A 3,994-nucleotide genomic window follows, 5' to 3' on the forward strand; every position below is an offset into this window, starting at 1 on the left:
CGACCTCGGCAGCGGCCTGGTGACGCTGTCGGCGACGGCGACGGTGACCGATGGCGACCACGACCAGGCGACCTCGACGGTGAGCACCGATCTGGGCGGCAACATCGGCTTCGACGACGACGTCCCGTCGCTGACGGTCGGCACGGTCAACGAGAGCGCCATCACGCTGGTGACGCAGGACGCCCAGACGATCGGGCCGGCCTCCGACACGGCGAGCGCGAGCTTCGCGGCCGCCTTCCTGGCGGCGGTGACGCCGAGCTATGGCGCCGACGGCGCCGGCTCGACGGTGATCAGCGGCTACACGCTCAACGTCACCAACTCGGCCTCCGGCCTGACCAGCCAGGGTGAAGCGATCACCCTGGCCAAGGTCGGCAACGACATCGTCGGCTCGACCGCCTCGCATGGCGAGATCTTCAGGATCGCCGTCGATGCGAACGGCACCGTGACGCTGACCCAGTCCCAGCAGATCGACCACCTGCCCGAGAGCCTCGACACCACCAACAACAACGCCCACATCGACCTCGGCAGCGGCCTGGTGACGCTGTCGGCGACGGCGACGGTGACCGATGGCGACCACGACCAGGCGACCTCGACGGTGAGCACCGATCTGGGCGGCAACATCGGCTTCGACGACGACGTCCCGACGGTTCTCGACAAGACGGACCTCTATTTCGCCAACAGCGGCACCGTCAGCGGAACCGGCGTGTTCGACTACTCCATCGGAGCTGACAGCCATTCCACGTACAGCAGCCTCAATTCTGACTTTGCCGCCATCACCTTGGCCGGGACCGTGGCCGGGAACGCGATCACCGCGCCGACCGTAACCTGGGCCTCCGAGACCTCGACACAGGCTGTGTTCAACATCAGCTTCAGCTATCTCACGGGCGGAGCGACGACCCAGGAAACGGGCACACTCACCTTCGACAAGGTGGCGGGCACCTACACCGTTGACCTGGCCGATCCGATTTCCGCGGTGACGATCAGCACAGTGAGCAATTCGTCTTCCATCACCGGCTATCAGCCGGGGTCTTCGACGACCGACAACACCCAGCCGGAAGTGGCGGTGGCGCAGGTCAATTCGAACCTGTTCATCCAGTTCACCGGCTACGCGGAACCAGGCAACGGCACCGGAGCCAACAACCTGCAAGCGGGCTCGGTCGACGGCAGCACGCTTACCTTCGTGAACGGAGAACTGATCACCCAGGCCTCGACATACGTGTCCATCTCGGGCACGGCAAACGGCGTTGCCGGCGACACGATGGGCAAGGGAGAAGTCATGGACATGGACTTCTTCACCACGAACCCGACAGGATTTACCGGCCTGACGCCCGATGCCCAGGTGAGCTCGATGTTCCTGAAGTTCGACGGTATCGGGAATACCGAAGACTTCATCGTCATCCTCAAGCTCTACGATCCGACGACCAACGAATACACAACCAAGGCGATGTACGTAGAGAACGCCGACATCTTCAAGGGCCCGGGCTCCGGTCCTGGCGCCTACTCGAGTGTAACCCTCGACAACAATGACGGCCTGTTGATCATCGAATCGAACGACTACAATGCCGCTGGGCAGCATTACGTGCTGGTTGGGGCGCAGATCACCCCGACCGACGAGGGCATCTCCGGCACCGCCATCAACCTCAATGGCGCCATCGGTGCCGGCGGGGCGAGCACCACGACCCAAGACATCAGTTCCGATTCGAATGATCTCGGCTTCAAGATCTCCGATATCGGCCTGGTCAGCACCACGACGACGGCTCAGAACGCCGATCTGACCTTCAACGTCACCCTGAAGGACGCGGACAACGACACGACAACGGCACAGCAACTGGACGTCCACGTCACCAATGGCGTCACCTACACCGGCACGGCGGACGCCGAGACGATGCAGGGCACGGCCAACGGCGACACGCTGAACGGCAACGGCGGCGACGATATCCTGCAAGGGTTTGGCGGCAACGACCTGCTGATTGGCGGCGCTGGCCAGGACACGCTCACCGGTGGCACGGGCGCCGACACGTTCAAGCTTGACCACCTCGACATCAAGGACCTGATCGTCGACTACAGCGGTGTCGGCGGAGAAGGCGACAAGATCGACCTGACCGCCCTGTTCGACACGGCCCCGGGCGGCGGCAACATCGGCAACTTCGTGAACTACGATGCGGGGACCGGCACGCTCAGTGTCGACACCAGCGGTTCGGGAAATCCGGCCAACTTCGTCGAAGTGGCGCAACTCACGAACCACCCGGCGGCCAACACCATCACGCTGCTCTACGACGATGGGACGACCACGCATACGACGACGGCAAATGTGGTCTAGCGGCATGGCGCAACGGGACTTGGCCATGCTATGTATTAGCAACTCGAATATTAGGATTCTGGAGGGGACTTTATCATGAAGCGTTCCGCAAGACTGCTGGTCTCAGCCGCGGCACTGTTGCTGGTCGGATCGGCAGGGCGTGCCGCCGACATCATCGAAGGCCCGGCGGCCGATTACTGCCGCACCGTCGGGACTTCCAACCTGGTGCTGACCGACAACATCGTCGACCTCAAGGCCCAGGTGGTGAAACTGATGGACGAGTCGGTCGCCGTCGCCAAAAGCCCGGAGTGGATCAACTCGTCGCGCCCCGCCTTCGTCTGGGCTTCGGAAGCCAAGGCCTACTGCGGCATGGCCTATGGCTACCTGAAGACGAACTACAAGGACGAAGACACGCTCAACAAATGCGAGTGCTTCCACGATCGCATGGTCGAATACATGCACTGACCGCCAGCACGCCGGCCGGCTGGCGATGACGGAAAAGAGAAAACTGTCGAGGGCGATCGCCGCAGCGGTCGCCCAAGGTTTCTTGCTTGTCGCGGATTCTTGCCGGAAAAGCGTCGGACGCTTTTCCGGAATCTGCATGGCCGGCTTTGTCCTGCTAGGCACGAATGCCGGCGCCTCGGAACGATCCTCCGTCGAACGGATGGCCGACCGGCCGCGACAGACCGGCTGCGCCGCCAGCGGGGCATGGACGCGCGACGCGTTCAAGGCCTATGCGAGCTGCCAGGCATCGATCTACGGGCTGGAGCCGGTGCTGGCGCATGCGGTGATGGAGATCGAAAGCGGCTTCGACCCGCAGGCGCGCGGCGCTGACGGCGAGGTCGGATTGATGCAGGTGATGCCGGCGACGGCGCGCATGCTGGGCTTCCGCGGCTCGCTCGACGAACTCGGCCTGCCCGCCACCAACATCGCGCTTGGCGTCGAATATCTGGCGCTGGCCAACAAGCTGGCCGCGGGCGATCTTTGCACCACCGTGATGAAATACCGCGCCGGACACAATGAGAGCCGCTTCTCCGCGCTTTCGGTGCGCTACTGCGAGCGGGCGCGCGCGATCCTGACCAGGGAAGGACTGCCGGTGACGGGACCCTTGCCGGTGGCGACGTTCGGCTTTTCGGCGCTATCGGGCGCCGACGCCAGCCCCGCCGGCGAGAACCGCACCTGCGTGCGCCGGATCTTCGTGCCGGGACCGCGCTACATGCGGTGCGCCGATTACCGGAGCGCCGGCCAGGCCAGGCGGATCAGGGCGCTGCGGGCGCAGCTGTTCGACGGCTAGCCGGAGCAATTCCAGGAAGCGCCTTTCCACCCGGAATTGCGTCGAAACAAAGAGGTGGAGCGGCGTGATTTTCCGTGAAACGATGAACCGCTCCGGGAGAGGCCGGAATTCAAAGCAGCGCAAGGCGTGCCGCGGGATGGGACCCGGGAACGTTGTCGCCACGACCGGCGGCACACAGGATGGAGCGATCATGAAACTTGGCCGGCGGCTTTCCTGCCCGTGGACACGGGCGATGGCGCTCGCATTTTTGGCTGCCGTTTCGGGCTGCCAGTCGAAAGGCAGCGTCAGCGAGGCGCTCGACCCGGCCGCGGTCGCGTCGCCCGGCACGCCGGCCGACGGCGCCATTGCCGCCGCGCCGCAGGCGGTAACGGCGACGCAGTCGCTCGGCACGGGGCCGGCCA

Annotated in this window: 3 protein-coding genes and 1 pseudogene; all 4 read left to right on the forward strand. The window is 64.5% G+C overall.

Annotated features, from left to right (window positions below):
- Positions 1-2,320 (forward strand): DUF5801 repeats-in-toxin domain-containing protein (locus EN742_RS40100; protein WP_281034999.1); only part of this gene is annotated, 2,320 nt, incomplete at its 5' end.
- 75 nt (positions 2,321-2,395) lie between these two features.
- Positions 2,396-2,764 (forward strand): hypothetical protein, encoded by a 369-nt coding sequence (locus EN742_RS27045; protein WP_126056484.1) that lies wholly within the window; start codon positions 2,396-2,398, stop codon positions 2,762-2,764.
- A gap of 136 nt (positions 2,765-2,900) precedes the next feature.
- Entirely contained in the window at positions 2,901-3,593 is a 693-nt protein-coding gene (locus tag EN742_RS27050) for a transglycosylase SLT domain-containing protein (protein WP_126056485.1), read from the forward strand.
- A gap of 190 nt (positions 3,594-3,783) precedes the next feature.
- Positions 3,784-3,994 (forward strand): annotated as a pseudogene (locus EN742_RS27055) (ABC transporter substrate-binding protein); the annotation flags it as partial.

It is taken from the genome of Mesorhizobium sp. M4A.F.Ca.ET.020.02.1.1 (assembly GCF_004022645.1).
Lineage (GTDB): Bacteria > Pseudomonadota > Alphaproteobacteria > Rhizobiales > Rhizobiaceae > Mesorhizobium.

Coding starts and splice junctions, on each gene's coding strand:
- EN742_RS27050 (WP_126056485.1), top strand. CDS start 2,901: ATGGCCGGCTTTGTCCTGCTAGGCACGAATGCCGGCGCCTCGGAACGA.
- EN742_RS27045 (WP_126056484.1), top strand. CDS start 2,396: ATGAAGCGTTCCGCAAGACTGCTGGTCTCAGCCGCGGCACTGTTGCTG.